Source organism: Planktothrix prolifica NIVA-CYA 540 (assembly GCF_963864145.1).
Lineage (GTDB): Bacteria > Cyanobacteriota > Cyanobacteriia > Cyanobacteriales > Microcoleaceae > Planktothrix > Planktothrix agardhii.
In genome coordinates this window covers 857,946-873,515 of the sequence record NZ_CAWLTW010000001.1, presented here as the reverse complement: position 1 = coordinate 873,515, position 15,570 = coordinate 857,946, and the positions used below count along the sequence as shown (strand labels likewise).

The following is a 15,570-nucleotide window of genomic DNA, read 5'->3' as shown; positions in this document are numbered from 1 at the left end:
AGTAATTACTATTATGTTGTTGGGATGAGAGCCTTTGTAAAGATTGCGCTTAAGCGCAACAACGATTAGGCTTTACCAATTGCAATAATAGCATTTTGTCCCCCAAATCCAAAACTAAAACATAAAGTATTTTTGATAACCATAGAACGAACAGAGGTAACAAAATCCAAATCAAATTCTGGTGTTTTTAAACCCACACAGGGGGGTAATAGTTGATGTTTTAATGTCATTAAACTAAAAGCTACTCCTAACGCTCCTGACGCCCCTAATGTGTGTCCGGTTGCGCCTTTTGTTGAACTAACAGAAACACCTTGGGGAAATAATTGTTTAATTAATTGAACTTCATGATCATCATTTAATTTTGTAGCGGTTCCATGGGTATGAATATAATCAATTTCATGACTCGATAAATTACTATTTTTTAAACAGGTTTGAATCGCGGCGATCGCACTTTTTCCAACTCTATCAGGTTTATTACCATAACAAGCATCTGCTGTCAATCCAAATCCTAATATTTTCCCATAAATTTGAGCATTTCGCTGTTGCGCTAGATCTTCTGATTCTAAAATTAAAATAGCCGCGCCTTCCCCTAAAACAAATCCTTCTCGATCTCGATCAAATGGATAGCAACCTGTGTTTGCTAAGGCTCCCATTTGTTCAAATCCTGCTAAGGTTAAAGGAGTAATTGGTGCTTCCACTGCTCCCACTATTACACGCTGACACTGTTGGGTTTTAATCAGTTCAAATCCTTGAGCGATCGCCCAAATTCCCGTAGCACAAGCCGCCATGGGTGATAAAATAATTCCCGTAGAACCTGTTTTTTTAGCTGCATTTAAAGCAATATTAAAAGGTAAATATTCTACAAATTTGCTTAAACTAATCCCCGCATCTTCTCCCCGTTCCACTAAGGAAAAAATGCCATCTTCTCCCCCTTGCCATAAAGGGGAAACTCCATCTTCTCCCCCCCTCCATAAAGAAGAAACTCCATCTTCTCCCCCCCTCCATAAAGAGGAAACTCCATCTTTTCCCCCCATTAGTAAGGGGGGTAGGGGGGGTAAAATCTTGCTAATTGTTCTAATTTTCCTTGATATCCCCGACTAGAACCAATTACAACACCACAATCTAATAAAGGTGGAGTTAAATTAGCCATAATTAAGGCATCGGCGATCGCAGTTTCTAATAATTCCGTAGGATCAGAAGGAATATTATTAATTAAAGCCAGGGGTTTAGTAAAAAGTTCAGGAAAAGGTTGATGGGGTAATATTCCTGAATGACCCGATAACAATTGTTTCCAGGTTATTTCCAAATTTCCTAATGCCGAGATTAAACCAATACCAGTAACAACAACTTGCATTCTTTGTTAAGACTCAGCCAGGATAGCGGTCAGGGCGGGTTGATCAAGATGATCTGTCAAATCCGATTAATCTCGGTGAACCCGCCCCTACAGGGACTTAATCTCTATGCCATAAATCGGGGATTCGTGTTGACATTTTTTAAGAGTTGATTAATTTTTCAGATTTTCTAACCCTTGGGTGACTTTTGCCGAGTCAATGCGATCGCCTTGTTGAATCTTATCCACAACATTCATCCCATCGGTAACATTCCCAAAAACCGCATAACTCCCATCCAGAAAAGGCAATTCCGCTAAAGAAAAATAGAACTGAGAAGAAGCCGAATCGGGAAATTGAGAACGGGCCATAGCTACAGCACCGCGACGGTGGGATAAAACGGGTGCTGCGGTGATCCGGGCGCTTTCTAAGGTTTTACTATAAATCGGCTGTTCCGCGCCTTTGGGCTTAATTTCCAAAGGAATCATGCGTTCTTTAGAAGTAGCGGGATCAATAAATCCCCCAGTACCTAATCTAGCGCTGGGAAAGTTAGGATCTTTACTTTGAGGGTCGCCACCTTGAGCCACGAAGGGATCAGGCTCACGGACAACCCGGTGAAAAGCTAGACCGTCATAAACTCCTTTATTGACCAGATCAACAAAGTTTCCAGCCGTAACCGGGGCATTAGTTCCATCCACTTCAATCGTAATCGGCGATCCGTTGACCGTCATTACTACCGTAGCTTTTCCGTTTAATTGAGGTAAATTTGTCATCGGTTGAGTCGGATTTTGGGAAATAGGTGTAGCAGATTGACTATCAGCAGAATTGTTATTCTGGATTTCGGTGGAGGTTGTATTAGAAGCACAGCCCCCAACGATTAATACACAAATCAGCAAAAAAGGTAAAAACCAGTGCTGTGTGTTGAGTTTCTTCATCTTAGGTTTCAATGTTTTTGCGGTCGGAGGTTCTAAAGTCCTTCTAAGGGGACTTGTAAAAACTTAGCTAATTCTGCCCCTTGGTTTTCCACATCAGACAGAGGTAGGGGTTGGCCCACACGGGTTAAGGGAATTTGCCGACGGTCTTTGAGTTTTAGGTACAAAGCTCGACGGGGGTTAATTCCATCCTTGATATCAACACGAATGGATTGAATATCATTCAGGTTGCTACTGAACTCCACCTTGCGGTTTTTTCCAGGAAACCCCCATCGGAAAATACTTACTTTTCCCGTATCCCGGTTAAATTCATTGTATCCCCCGCCTAAATCCCAGAAAATCACTAACCATAAATACAAAGCCAGTAATAAAGCAGCGGCTCCATATAAACCCATGACAATGCCTTGGGGGATAAAGATCAGTTGAGTCGGATCGGCGAAGGGTAAAAGATTAATTTTCAAATAGCTAGAAATACCGGATAAAAGGAAACCCGTACCCCCAATAGTGATCACACTGGCCCACCAGTAGTTGCTGAAGCGACGGGAGCCCGTAACTTTCTTAGAAAGAATTTGATTCGTTGTAGTCTTTGTTTCGGTACTCATGAAAGTAAGAATGTGAATTTTTACAGTCAACACCTTTGCAAAAATTGTTAACTGTAATATATAGTTATGTTAACTTGCTTAAGAGTCTACCGCTAAATGTCCCCCCGATTAGACGAGGGAAAAAGTGGTAAGCTATAAGCATCCGACCAATTGCTGAACAGTTTATACCGCAAGGGATAGAAACTGCTTTGTCAGACCTTCCTCCGAACTCCGTTCGGAAGTATTCCCACAAAAGGTTAAGCAACTGAGAAGGTTAGCCCAAACAAAAATCGAGATTCCGATTGATTGCTGGGTACTTCACAAAGGATAATGTTTTTGATAAACCCAAGAGGATCGTTCACCAAATGACTATAGCAGTCGAACGGCCGCAGGTCGAAAGAGGCGCCTTTGATGTCCTTGATGACTGGCTCAAACGCGATCGCTTTGTCTTCGTGGGTTGGTCAGGAGTTCTATTGTTCCCCTGTGCTTATTTAGCCCTCGGTGGCTGGTTAACCGGAACAACCTTTGTAACTTCCTGGTACACCCACGGTTTAGCAAGCTCTTATTTAGAAGGCTGCAACTTCATCACCGCCGCCGTCAGTAGCCCCGCTAACAGTTTAGGACATTCCTTACTGTTCCTTTGGGGGCCGGAAGCTCAGTGGGACTTCACCCGTTGGTGTCAACTGGGCGGTTTATGGGCTTTTGTGGCTCTGCACGGTGCTTTCGCGCTGATCGGCTTTTGTCTGCGTCAGTTGGAAATTGCTCGTTTAGTCGGCATTCGTCCCTATAATGCGATCGCCTTTACTGGCCCAATTGCGGTATTTGTCAGTGTATTTCTGATGTACCCATTGGGTCAGTCTAGTTGGTTTTTTGGCCCTAGCTTTGGGGTAGCCGGAATCTTCCGGTTTATTCTGTTCCTACAAGGCTTCCATAACTGGACGCTGAACCCCTTCCACATGATGGGAGTGGCTGGAATCCTGGGTGGCGCGCTGTTGTGTGCTATTCACGGAGCGACGGTGGAAAATACTCTGTTTGAAGATGGAGATACAGCCAATACTTTCCGGGCTTTTGAACCGACTCAAGCTGAAGAAACCTATTCGATGGTGACCGCCAACCGTTTTTGGTCACAAATTTTCGGGATTGCTTTTTCTAACAAACGTTGGTTACACTTTTTCATGTTATTCGTGCCGGTCACGGGTCTGTGGATGAGTTCTATCGGCATTGTTGGTTTAGCTCTGAACCTACGGGCTTATGATTTCGTTTCCCAAGAGTTACGGGCGGCGGAAGATCCTGAATTTGAAACGTTCTATACTAAGAACATTCTGTTAAATGAAGGTCTGCGGGCTTGGATGGCTCCTGCGGATCAACCCCACGAAAACTTTATTTTCCCTGAGGAGGTATTACCGCGTGGTAACGCTCTCTAATACTTCTTATGTCGGCGGCCGTGACCTAGAATCCACTGGATTCGCCTGGTGGTCAGGTAATGCCCGTTTGATTAATTTGTCTGGTAAGTTGCTGGGCGCTCACGTTGCTCACGCTGGTTTGATCGTGTTCTGGGCTGGGGCGATGACCCTGTTTGAAGTGGCTCACTTCGTTCCCGAAAAGCCCATGTATGAACAGGGTTTGATCCTGATCCCCCACATGGCTACCCTCGGTTGGGGTGTGGGCCCTGGTGGTGAAGTGATTGATATCTTCCCCTACTTCGTGATTGGGGTTCTGCACTTAATTTCCTCTGCGGTTTTGGGTTTAGGCGGTATTTATCATGCCGTCCGTGGCCCTGAAATTTTAGAAGAATATTCTTCTTTCTTTGGTTATGACTGGAAAGACAAAAACCAAATGACCAATATTATCGGGTATCACCTGATTATATTGGGTCTGGGGGCTTTCCTGTTAGTGTTCAAAGCCATGTTCTTTGGGGGTGTCTATGACACTTGGGCGCCTGGTGGTGGCGATGTCCGTGTGATTGCCAATCCGACTTTGAACCCGGCCGCGATCTTTGGCTATTTAGTTAAAGCTCCGTTTGGGGGAGAAGGCTGGATCATCGGTGTTGACAACATGGAAGACATCATCGGCGGTCACATCTGGATTGGTCTGATCTGCATTTCCGGTGGTATCTGGCACATCCTAACCAAACCCTTTGGCTGGGCGCGTCGGGCTTTCATCTGGTCTGGAGAGGCTTATCTGTCTTACAGTTTAGGCGCTCTGTCTTTGATGGGCTTTATCGCTGCTTCCTATGTTTGGTTTAATAATACCGCTTATCCCAGTGAGTTCTACGGCCCCACAAACGCTGAATCTTCTCAGTCTCAGTCCTTTGTGTTCTTAGTCCGTGACCAAAAACTGGGTGCGAATATTGGTTCCGCCCAAGGCCCGACAGGTCTGGGTAAATACCTGATGCGTTCTCCGACTGGGGAAATCATCTTTGGTGGTGAAACCATGCGCTTCTGGGATTTCCGTGGCCCTTGGTTAGAGCCTCTGCGTGGGCCTAATGGTCTTGACCTCAACAAGCTGAAAAACGATATTCAACCTTGGCAAATTCGTCGGGCTTCTGAGTACATGACCCACGCCCCTAACGGTTCGATTAACTCCGTGGGTGGGATTATTACCGAAGCTCAAGGGTTTAACTATGTTAACCCCCGGGCTTGGTTGGCTGGTTTCCACTTCATCGTGGGTTTCTTCTTCTTGATTGGTCACCTCTGGCACGCGGGTCGCGCCCGGGCTGCGGTGGCTGGCTTCGAGAAAGGCATTGACCGGAAATCGGAAGCTGTACTTTCTATGCCTGACTTAGACTAGGGTTTCACCTAGATGTCTAATCACTGCTTAGATTGTTAATTAAACACCCTGCCTGATTCGTCAGGTGGGGTTTTTTATGGGAATTAATGAAGTATTATTAAAATTAAAAATTATACAAGTAATAGTAAAAGTCTATGACATTAGCACAACCTATTGCTGTTGATTTGTTTGCGGGTGCAGGTGGGTTTGGTTTAGGGTTCAAAATGGCAGGTTTTTCTATTCCGTTATCAGTGGAGATTGATACTTGGGCTTGTGACACACTCCGTTATAATCATCCTGATATGACTGTTATTCAGTATGATATTCGTGATTTTAACACCGAAAGTCAGGTTAAAGAAATTTGTATTTTTAAACCTGATATTATTATTGGTGGGCCGCCGTGTCAGGGTTTTAGCATTGCAGGGCCAGCCCAAAAAGATCCTAAAGATCCTAGAAATACTTTATTTATTAACTTCGCTCAATGGATTAGTTTTCTGCAACCTAAAGCTTTTGTCATGGAAAATGTTAAAGGCTTACTCTCACGGAAAAATGTTGATGGAATAAAGGTTATAGATATTATAAAAAATACTTTTGAAGAATTGGGGTATCTTGTTGAAGTTTGGTTATTAAATGCGGCTGAATATGGTGTTCCTCAAATAAGAGAGCGTGTTTTTATTATTGGAAATAATACGGGAAAAAAAATTGGTGCCCCTCCTAAACGCTATTCTTTAGGCCTATTAAATTTTAATCATTTTCAATTATCTATATTAGACCATGAGAAGTTATTTCCTGCTTTTACTGTAATGAAATTATTGCTAAAAGGGTAAAACTTCTCTCGGATTACAAAGATTTTTTAGACAAGCAACATTATGCTGAAAAATTCGATTCTCGCTCTAATCTTCACTCTACCGTATTAGAGGAGTTTCTTTACTATTTATTTAAAGATTTAGTTACTGGGTTGTTGTATTTGTTGTTAGAAAGAAATCTGGCGATCGCTTCGCTTCCTATGCAAACGCTAGTAAAGTCACAATAAGACATTTGTATAGCCTCAAAATACCTAATATTTATTCCTAAGCTAAATCAAGTTCTTATTTTTAGTTTTGACTCGTCGGTAAAACTCCTCCATAACTTGAATAAAAGAATCCTCTTTTTTCCAAAAAGCCGGAAAATCTCCTTGTTTTTTAATTAAAATTGCAGGTAAACTCACAGAAGAAGTTTCTTCAACAACTTGAGGAAGTCGATGGGTTCCTAACCAAAACTCTCGCGCACTAATTTTCTCTGGTACGCCTTCTGTTTCCACAGTCGTATAGAAAGATATTGAGGGTTGTATAGAAACTTCCTGGGTTGTCAATTCTTGAGATAAAATCTTCCCTAAAGGAGATTGAGATAACTCCGCTTTGAGGACATCTTTAGATAAACCCCTCAATTGAAAAAGCAAAAAAGGATCATCATCTAATTGGGAAGCTACTAAATAATAAACCCCCGCAATATGTTTACAAGGATTTGACCAATCTGGACAAGAACAAGTTGTTTTAAAGTCTTTTTCGCTTTGGGGAAGTAAATGTAAACCTAAATCCGAAAACACATCCTCAATATTATCAGGAACTTCATTCATTAATAATTTAGACACAAAACTTGCTTTTGAAGACAAATGTTGAATCGCTTTCGACCAATCACTAGAACTAATTGGTGTAATTTCAATAGTCGTATTATATCGAGGTTCTTTATAAACCCCAAAGTAGGGATTAATTGAACCTTTAACCTTTGCCGTAATTCGATTCCGATCAATTTTCGACTTCAGAATTTTACCATTCCTTGCATAAGAACGTCCTCGACCCAAGCGTGACGGGTCACTAAAGGCTTCTAACGCTTCAATAAATTGTTTTCCCCACCAAGTGCGACTAAATTGAGCCATAATAGATAATTACTCCTTTTAAACACTACAAAATTAAAACTAATCAACTACTCCAATAAAGCCAGTTTATTCAATTGAATAAGCTGTTTAAACGCTTCATTATCTAATTCTGTTAACCAAGATTCATCACTACCAATAACCTGAGAAGAAAGTTTTTTCTTATCTTCTATCATCTGGTCAATTTTTTCTTCTAAAGTTCCCAAAGCCACAAATTTATGAACAAATACATTTTTCGTTTGACCAATCCGAAAAGCTCGATCCGTTGCTTGATCTTCCACCGCCGGATTCCACCAGCGATCAAAGTGAAATACATGATTTGCTTTGGTTAAAGTGATTCCCACACCTCCGGCTTTCAAAGAGAGAATAAAGACAGAAGGTTCGGTCTCAGGATTTTGAAATTCAGTAATCATTTGTTCTCGTTTCGTGCGATTTGTACCTCCATGAATATAATAGGTATTATAATGATAATGATGTTTAAAATGTCGTTCTAAACCATCACAAACTTCTGTAAACTGGCTAAAGACTAATAAACTTTCTCCTTCTGAAATAGCTTCTTCTGCCATATCTGCTAATCGTTGTAATTTCTGCGATCGCGCCGCCGAAAATTCACTTCCATCCTGTAAAAACTGAGCCGGATGATTACAAATTTGTTTTAACTTCATCAGCGTCGATAAAATTAATCCTTTTCGCTTCATCCCTTCAACCTCATTAATTTTTTCAGCCACATCTTTCACCAAGGCTTCATACAGAGAGGCTTGCTCTTTGGTTAAGTTACAATACACTTTTTGCTCAACTTTATCGGGTAAATCATTAATAATTGACGGATCAGTCTTGACTCGTCTCAAAATTAAGGGCTCTACAAGTTTCTTTAAAGTTGCAGATTTCATCCGGTCATTATCCTTTTGAATAGGAATTTCAAAGGACTTGCGAAATTGAGCTTCTTTCCCCAAATAACCGGGATTCAAAAAATTAAAAATTGACCACAAATCCAGAAGACGATTTTCAACTGGAGTTCCGGTTAAAGCTAATCGATATTGAGCCGAAAGTTTTAATATCGCACGAGTTTGAGCAGTTTTAGGATTTTTAATATTTTGAGCTTCATCAACAACAATTCGTCGCCATTCAAGATGATTGAATAGTTTTTCATCTTGACGAACTAAGGTAAAAGAAGTGATGACAACATCACAGTTAAGACAAGTCGATTTAAACGCTTCTAAATCTTGAATTCGACCGCTACCATGATGTATAATAGTTTGCAAATGAGGGGCAAACTTTTCAATCTCTTTTTGCCAATTGCCAATCACTGAAGTGGGTGCAATTAATAATGTTGGTAAAGTTGAGTCTACCGTTTCTTTTTCTTGAACTAATCGAGCAATAACCTGAACGGATTTTCCCAAACCCATATCATCAGCTAAACAGCCATTTAACCCTAAGTTTTCTAAGTATTGTAACCAGGATACTCCTCGCTTTTGATAATCCCTTAACGTTCCTTGCAATTGGGGAATATCACCCACCATTGTAAGTTGACTTTTATCTTGCAATTTCCCCATCAAATCGGATAATATTGAGTCATGTTCAACTTCTAATTCATCCTCTAAGGAAGCCGACATTTTTACGAAATCTAATAGCTTGATTTCCGGTTTTTCTTCTGTGTGTTTTTGCCAAAATTCCAACATTTGCTGCATTTTTTGTTGGTCTAATTCCATCCACTGACCGCGAAATTGAATCAGATGTGTTTTAGCATTAACGAGTTGTTCCCATTCTTTTGGCGTAACAACTTCACCGCCAATGGATAGGGAATATTGATATTGAATTAACGTATCTAAATTAAAAAATCCTTTGCTAACTGATGCTTGTCCTGAAGAACGAGAGGACGTTTTTAAACGAATTTTAGCACGCTGACGACCTTGGGGTGTCCACCAAGCGGGAATGATGACTTTATATCCTGAATCTTCCAGTATCCACGCACTTTCTTTGAGAAATTCAAAGGCTTCAATCAGATTTAATTCTAATCCAACTGGTTGATCTGTTTCTAATCCCTGCCAAAGTTTAGGATACATTCTCGCGGCATATCCTAAATTAAGTAATAGGTATTTTTCAAAATCCTTTCCTACATAATTATACAGTTCTTTTTTCTTTTTTTGAGTTTGTTTCCAGTAATCCTTTAACAACAGCTTAAAGGAGGGATCTTGTTTCGAGGAAACTGAAAAATGAATTAGCCAATTGTCTTGTTCCTGAGTGGCTTCTTGGAGTTGAAAGCACAGGTCAAAGGCGGCTGCGGTTTGGCTGTGGGTGAGTTTTTCTTTCCAAACTAACCATTGTTTATATTCTTCCAAATCGGCCGGACTGGTTTTGGGATTCTGGGAATTTGGATGAATACAATGATGCACTAATGTATCAGCAATTTGTTGATTAAACTTAGCTGTTAAGGGAGTTTGGGTGACAATTTGATGCAGTAAGCATTCAGAAAAGTTACGCAGTAGGGTTTCTGGGTTATAAAATTTAATCGGATTTTGAGCAACCAGAGAACCCGATACACAGGCTAAAGGCATCGCGTTGACAGATTGAGTGATTAAAGATTGATATTGTTCTGATATAATTTCCCAGCCGGAATAAATTTCAAATAACGGAGTTTGAGTTGCACGTTTGCCTTCGGTTTTAGTAGAAGCAAGCTGACGATATTTAAGAGCGGGTATATATTGATCTTTGTAAAGAATTTGTTTAAATAATTGGGTATAATGATACCAAAAGAAGAGGTCAGAACCGAGGCTCATTTCTGAGGGGTTTTGTTGAGCGAGGAAGTGAATCTCTTTAAGAAGTTTGATAATTGTGTTGAGGGAATTAAATGTATTCCGACTAGATGCTAATTGATAAGTTGTAATTTCCCATGTAGCAAATTCTTCAAATTCTAAGTTTAGGTCAGTTTCTAAGTATTTTGCTAATTCAGGGGAAGGAAGCGGTTGCTGATTAAGGGTTGGCAGGGCAAAGTATTTAAGGGAAATCCGATTCGAGATTAAACGCGAATAATCTTCAGAAATCCCTATTTCATTTTGCACAAATGCTTGTAAACTCGATGCTGTTAGATGTTGGGGATGGAGTGTGTCCGGGTTTCGCTTTGTTTTGCGGGTCGAAGTTTCAACCCAAAGGTAAAATGCACCTTGTTCGATGAAATCACCTGTTATTTCAGGAATCCAGGTTCCGTGCAGGATTTTCATAGGGGGATGTTATTTTAATTTGTTTATATTTTATCAAAACTTACGCAGATGCGCTATGTGTAGCGTAGCTCTGTATAGAAAATTGCGTTTTCACCCGCGGCGGGTATGAAAACTAACTAAACAATTTAAAAACATAATAATTCTTTAATTTTTGATGATACAGAAAAGAAATATCAACCGATAAAAGCACCCTGAAGCATGAAATAAAAACTAAGAGTCTGATGTTCCCAGATTGGAGATAGCGTTCTGGGACTCGACTTTTTTTAAAGTCTCTAAACCCAGATCATACAGTTGAGGAGAATTTTCAACTTCCCAAACTTTAAGTAGAATCAAATATTCATAGAATGCTTGTAAAACACACCAAGAAAACCCAGAACGACCGTCTAAAAATCCTCCCAATAAAAAGTACATATAAACAAAGCGAATCAGAGGTCTAAACGGTAAACGTAAGGATAAATCTTTTAAGGCTCGTCGTCGTTCAACTTCCGAACTTCCTAATAATAAATCCTTCCAATTCACAGTTCCCGTCTGTAACTGTCGCAGGGTTTCTACTGCTTCATCGGTTGAGTAACGATTGTGTTTGTCAATCCAACGGGATAACCCTTTACTACAGGTGTAATGGGGATAGGTTTCTCGAATAAATCCCGTCGGGCCATCACAAACTTCCCGTTCCGTATGACCATAATCGTTAAACCAAACTTTATCCTTGTGAAATAGACGCATTTGATACCGAGGATATTGGGTACTGCGTCGAATCCAATTTCCCAAAAATATCACTCTTTCGGCGACATAATATCCAATATAATCATCACTTTGAATCGCCTGTAAACATTCTGTAAACAATTCAGGAGTCATCCGTTCATCGGCTTCTAAAATGTAGACCCAATCGTGTTTGGTCGGAATTTCCTGTAACATCCATGTGCGCTGTTTTCCGTGACTTTCAAAACGATGTTGTAACACCCTAACTGGATATTGTTGGGCAATTTCAACGGTGCGATCTTGGCTCAAAGAATCCACCACAATCACATCATCTGATAATAATGCAGACTCAATACAATCCGCAATATCAATTTCTTCGTTTGCGGTGAGAATATAAATTGAAAACATGAAGGATAATTAAAGTTATAACAGGGAAGGAGGAATAGGGAATAGGGAATAGGGAATAGGTAATGGGTAATGGGTTTTGGGTAATTGGTAATGGGTAATTGGTAATGGGTAATAGAATCAATAAAATCAAGATTTTATTTCTTCCACTGATAACTGATGACTGATAACTGATAACTGATGACTGATAACTGATGACTGATGACTGATGACTGATGACTGATGACTGTTAAGCGGTTGGTGTTTTACGACGATTTGCACCGCGTAAAATTCCTAAACCTTTGAGTCCTGTCCAACCTAGAGTAATATAACCAATCGCTAATAATAAACTACTAATTCCTGTTCTCAAACTCGATTTTAAGGACTGAGTTTTAGCTTGTTTTTCCAGTTCTTGTTTGCGATCGCGAATTTGACCTAACAATTGTGTGGGTAAATTATCCGCTTGTTGATTCAAAAACTCCTCAACAGCCTTGGGATTCGATTTAGACTGTTCTAAGATTTGTCTAACTTCGTTAGGAAGATTCGGGTTGGCAAGGGCTTGATTCAGAGCTTCGGGATTTTGTGCTAACCCGGCAAATTGATCTTTAAGCTGGGTTTTTTTCTGTTGAATTTGCTGCTGAAATTCGGGACTTCCGAGTTGACTTTCCAGTTGAGTTTGAGCTTGAGTAGCTTGTTGATTAATTTCTGCGAGGGCCTCGGCTCTGGCTAAACGGGTATTATTGAGATGCAAAGGAAATAGTAAAAGATACAATAACCCGAATAAACTCGCCAGCAATGCTATCCAAAATCTTAAACTCGCAAAGGGTTTAGCTGGCTTGATATTCCCTTCGGTGGCGGCATCCATCCAAAAAGCAATAAAGACTAAGGCCATTCCCACCATCGGGACAATGCCTCGATCTACTAAATCACTGGTAACGCTAATTTGCCAGCCTCGGTTGAGAAAATTGGGCGGAATCAAAATTACCAGAAAATCCACGAGGGACGAGAAAATTAAAATAACTCCAACCAGTTTCAGGATGAGAGAGGTTGTAGAAGAAAATTGACGGCTAGAAGTAGCTTTCATTAAATGATCCGTAAACTAAGTTATGATCTCGATTTGGGCTTGTTGATATTTTCCCTAACCCTAAGTTTGTAGGGCTGGCTCGGAAATATTCGAGATTAAAGATCAACAAACGTTACAATTCTAATCGGTTCAGACCTCTGGATAGACTGACTTAAATAAATTTCTTCCTCCCCAATTAACTGGAATGACTGCTTATCTTTACACCTTAACCGAATTACAAGAAGACATCACCTTGAATCCTCAACGATGGCGTCCCCTGGTTTTTACCAATGGTTGTTTTGATTTAATTCATGCGGGTCATGTTCGCTATTTACAGGCAGCTAAGGCATTAGGACGATCACTGGTGGTCGGATTAAATAGCGATTCATCTGTCCAAACCCTGAAACCTCAAAAACCCGGACATCCTCCCCGCCCCATCGTCCCAGAAGCACAACGGGCTGAAGTCTTAGCTAGTCTGAAGCCCATTGATGGGGTAGTAATTTTTTCCGAAACCACCGCCGATTATCTCATCCAAACCCTGAAACCCGATATTTATGTTAAAGGTGGAGACTATACCTTAGAAACCTTGCCAGAAGCCCCGATTGTACAAACATACGGGGGTCAAGTTGCCTTCATTAATATTGAAGTCCCCTCCTCCACCAGCGCCCTAATTCAAAGGATTCTCAACGGTTAACTATTGACCGATCCTTGTACAATAGTCAAGGTGAAGAATGCCATGCTCAACCCCAATTACCTAATGCCACGCCCCATGACTGACCTGACCACTTCCCCCCAAGAGAACTATGCCATGAGTGCGGATGAATTGCGCTCTGGGCTTTTTAGTGCCTCAGCAAAGGCTCAATTCCAACTATTAGAAACATTAACCCAAGGTGGGGAAACGGTTTGGGAAGTGTTAATGGAATTTTTATTAAAACAACAATCTAATCCCCCTAGTTTAATTAACGGTAAAGTTTATCAAATTTTATATACCGCTATTCCCACTTCCGAAAAAGTGAGTCATTTTTTAAAACTTCATTTTCCTACGGGAATTGTTCCCTTAAAATCCGATACCGGAATTGATTATATTCCCCTACAAACCTTACTCGCCCAACAAGACTTTTTAGAAGCGGATAAATTAAGCGTACAAAAACTTTGTGAATTAGCCGGAAGTTCTGCGGTACAAAGAAAGTGGCTTTATTTTTCCGAAATTGAACGATTCCCGATTACGGATTTACAAACCATTGATAGCCTTTGGTGTATCCATTCCGAGGGTAAATTCGGCTATTCTGTCCAGCGAGAACTTTGGCTGGGTGTGAATAAAAATTGGGATAAATTATGGCCTAAAATTGGCTGGCGCACGGGTCGCAATTGGACACGCTACCCCCAAGGATTTACCTGGGATTTAACCGCCCCAAAGGGTCATCTTCCCCTATCTAATCAGTTACGGGGCGTTAGAGTCATTGAAGCCCTACTCTCCCATCCAGCTTGGTCGCAGTCTCAACCCTCAGTGACAATCAGATAAATTAATCAAATGCGTCAGCTTTTAATCATTAACATTAAATAGTTTAATGAATACTAAAAACTCGTGGCTTCGATTATTAGTTATAGCATTAGCAATCCCAGTTTTTGTTTTAAATGGTTGGTTATTATTACTAACTTTAGAATACTTTAAATCAATTATTAATATTTTTGTCACCGCTACCCTATTATCATTTCTTTTAGATTATCCCGTACAACGGTTACAAAACTATGGACTCAAACGGACAATCGCAATTTTAGGGGTTTTATTAATCACATTAATTATTTTCATGATTTTAGGGATTACCCTCATCCCCATGATCATTCAACAGTTTGATACTTTAATAGAACGTTTTCCTAGTTGGATTGAATCAGGGACTCAACAAGTTAAAACCTTAGAATCTTGGGCTATGATTCGTCATATTCCAGTTAATATCGGAGGAGTCACCTTTCAACTTTTAGAAAAATTATCGAGTCAAGTTCAGAGTTTAGGCGGAGATTTTATTGGAGGAGTGTTTACGGTTTTTAGTCGAATATTAGATGTGGTGATCACCGGAGCTATGACATTTTATCTATTATTACATGGAGATCAGCTTTGGGACGATTTGTACAAACTATTTCCAGCCCGAATTCGTACTCCTATTCGCCTAGCACTCAAGAAAAACTTTAAGAATTATTTCATTGGCCAAGCCTCCGTAGCCACACTCATTGGAACACTGATGACCTTGGCATTTGTAATTATTCAAGTTCCCTTTGGCTTATTATTTGGCATGGTAATTGGGGTTATGGCTTTATTTCCCTTTGGAGCCAGTTTAGGAATTGGTTTAATCTGCTTTTTAGTTGCTTTAAATAGTATTTGGTTAGGGGTAAAAGTTTTAATTACAGCAATTATTGTAGATCAAATTATAGAAAATGGTATTGCGCCTCGATTATTAGGCGGATTTACTGGATTAAACCCCGTTTTGATTTTACTTTCTCTATTAATTGGTGCTAGAATTGCCGGATTTCTCGGATTAATTATTGCAGTTCCCCTAGCTAGTTTTCTTAAATCCTTAATCACTATTTTACAGACCCCCGCCTCTGAATCTATTTAGATGGACTTAAAAATAACTGGTAATTTAAGTACCTAAACAAAATTAATTACACATCCTCTACCCCGTTCCCCC

At 40.3% G+C, this 15,570-nt stretch carries 14 protein-coding genes; 6 read left to right on the top strand and 8 right to left on the bottom strand.

The genetic code is table 11. From position 1 onward, the window contains the following. Positions 1–65 precede the first annotated feature (65 nt). The 4 genes from AC559H_RS04065 to AC559H_RS04050 form a co-directional block, all read right to left on the bottom strand. Positions 66–1,034, bottom strand: a complete 969-nt coding sequence (locus tag AC559H_RS04065) for a beta-ketoacyl-ACP synthase (RefSeq protein ID WP_051340062.1) — start codon at positions 1,032–1,034, stop codon at positions 66–68. Next, the gene (locus AC559H_RS04060) at positions 1,034–1,354 is read right to left on the bottom strand and encodes a beta-ketoacyl-[acyl-carrier-protein] synthase family protein (RefSeq protein ID WP_040957835.1); all 321 of its coding nucleotides are present in this window, start codon (positions 1,352–1,354) and stop codon (positions 1,034–1,036) included. Before AC559H_RS04060 ends, AC559H_RS04065 begins: the two co-directional genes overlap by 1 nt. Positions 1,355–1,504: 150 nt before the next feature. Continuing rightward, entirely contained in the window at positions 1,505–2,263 is a 759-nt protein-coding gene (locus AC559H_RS04055) for a peptidylprolyl isomerase (protein ID WP_026793805.1), read from the bottom strand. Between the two features lie 32 nt (positions 2,264–2,295). Then, a complete protein-coding gene (locus tag AC559H_RS04050; RefSeq protein ID WP_026786981.1) occupies positions 2,296–2,862 on the bottom strand; it encodes a photosystem I assembly protein Ycf4 in 567 nt (188 codons plus the stop codon). Between the two features lie 344 nt (positions 2,863–3,206). Between AC559H_RS04050 and psbD the strand changes: the two genes are divergently transcribed. From psbD to AC559H_RS04035, 3 genes are all read left to right on the top strand, one after another. After that, positions 3,207–4,265 carry a photosystem II D2 protein (photosystem q(a) protein) gene (psbD, locus tag AC559H_RS04045; protein ID WP_026788392.1) on the top strand — a complete coding sequence of 353 codons (1,059 nt, stop codon included), beginning with the start codon at positions 3,207–3,209 and terminating at the stop codon, positions 4,263–4,265. Further along, positions 4,249–5,631: a photosystem II reaction center protein CP43 gene (psbC, locus tag AC559H_RS04040; RefSeq protein WP_026786983.1), complete on the top strand. Its 1,383-nt coding sequence runs from the start codon at positions 4,249–4,251 to the stop codon at positions 5,629–5,631. The genes psbD and psbC overlap by 17 nt, the downstream gene beginning before the upstream one ends. 134 nt (positions 5,632–5,765) lie before the next feature. Further along, entirely contained in the window at positions 5,766–6,437 is a 672-nt protein-coding gene (locus tag AC559H_RS04035; protein WP_081692317.1) for a DNA cytosine methyltransferase, read from the top strand. Positions 6,438–6,685: 248 nt separating this feature from the next. Here the strand turns inward: AC559H_RS04035 and AC559H_RS04030 are convergent, their stop codons facing one another. The 4 genes from AC559H_RS04030 to hpsJ-B all read right to left on the bottom strand — a co-directional run bounded on the left by AC559H_RS04030 (position 6,686) and on the right by hpsJ-B (position 12,907). Next, the gene (locus AC559H_RS04030) at positions 6,686–7,525 is read right to left on the bottom strand and encodes an SWIM zinc finger family protein (RefSeq protein WP_026793804.1); all 840 of its coding nucleotides are present in this window, start codon (positions 7,523–7,525) and stop codon (positions 6,686–6,688) included. Between the two features lie 47 nt (positions 7,526–7,572). Then, a complete protein-coding gene (locus AC559H_RS04025; protein ID WP_026793803.1) occupies positions 7,573–10,740 on the bottom strand; it encodes a DEAD/DEAH box helicase in 3,168 nt (1,055 codons plus the stop codon). 210 nt (positions 10,741–10,950) lie between these two features. Then, positions 10,951–11,847 (bottom strand): glycosyltransferase family 2 protein, encoded by an 897-nt coding sequence (locus AC559H_RS04020; protein ID WP_026793802.1) that lies wholly within the window; start codon positions 11,845–11,847, stop codon positions 10,951–10,953. A 226-nt stretch (positions 11,848–12,073) separates the two neighbouring features. Beyond that, the gene (hpsJ-B, locus tag AC559H_RS04015; RefSeq protein WP_026793801.1) at positions 12,074–12,907 is read right to left on the bottom strand and encodes a hormogonium polysaccharide biosynthesis protein HpsJ; all 834 of its coding nucleotides are present in this window, start codon (positions 12,905–12,907) and stop codon (positions 12,074–12,076) included. Between the two features lie 184 nt (positions 12,908–13,091). On the opposite strand from hpsJ-B, the gene rfaE2 reads away from it, so the two are divergent. The 3 genes from rfaE2 (at position 13,092) to AC559H_RS04000 (ending at position 15,498) form a co-directional block, all read left to right on the top strand. Then, positions 13,092–13,580, top strand: a complete 489-nt coding sequence (rfaE2, locus tag AC559H_RS04010) for a D-glycero-beta-D-manno-heptose 1-phosphate adenylyltransferase (protein WP_026793800.1) — start codon at positions 13,092–13,094, stop codon at positions 13,578–13,580. Positions 13,581–13,655: 75 nt separating this feature from the next. Continuing rightward, entirely contained in the window at positions 13,656–14,408 is a 753-nt protein-coding gene (locus AC559H_RS04005) for a GUN4 domain-containing protein (RefSeq protein ID WP_026786991.1), read from the top strand. A gap of 46 nt (positions 14,409–14,454) precedes the next feature. Further along, a complete protein-coding gene (locus AC559H_RS04000) occupies positions 14,455–15,498 on the top strand; it encodes an AI-2E family transporter (RefSeq protein WP_043937094.1) in 1,044 nt (347 codons plus the stop codon). The last annotated feature ends 72 nt before the right edge of the window (positions 15,499–15,570 follow it).